The organism is Lactobacillus kalixensis DSM 16043 (assembly GCF_001434335.1).
GTDB classification, from domain to species: Bacteria; Bacillota; Bacilli; order Lactobacillales; family Lactobacillaceae; genus Lactobacillus; species Lactobacillus kalixensis.
Map to the genome: position 1 here is coordinate 1 of NZ_AZFM01000108.1, position 213 is coordinate 213.

Here is a 213-nt window from a genome sequence, read left to right on the forward strand (position 1 = left end):
ATTCTTGTTTTGTGGCGGAAGCCAAGATAGATTCAAAGCTTTATATTGGGACGGTCAAGGATACTGGTTACTCTATAAAAGATTCGAAAATGGTAAGATGAACTGGCCCAAAAACCATGATGAAGTTAGAGAACTTAGTCCTGAGCAAGTGGATTGGTTAATGAAGGGGTTCTCAATTGAACCGAAAATAAATGAAGCAACTGCACGTAATTT

The 213-nt window shown here is 38.0% G+C and carries 1 protein-coding gene; it reads left to right on the forward strand.

Annotation, left to right across the window (positions count from 1 at the left end; translation table 11 throughout):
- The coding region (gene tnpB / locus FC46_RS09975; protein ID WP_157046849.1) for an IS66 family insertion sequence element accessory protein TnpB at positions 1 to 213 on the forward strand (213 nt) is incomplete at both ends.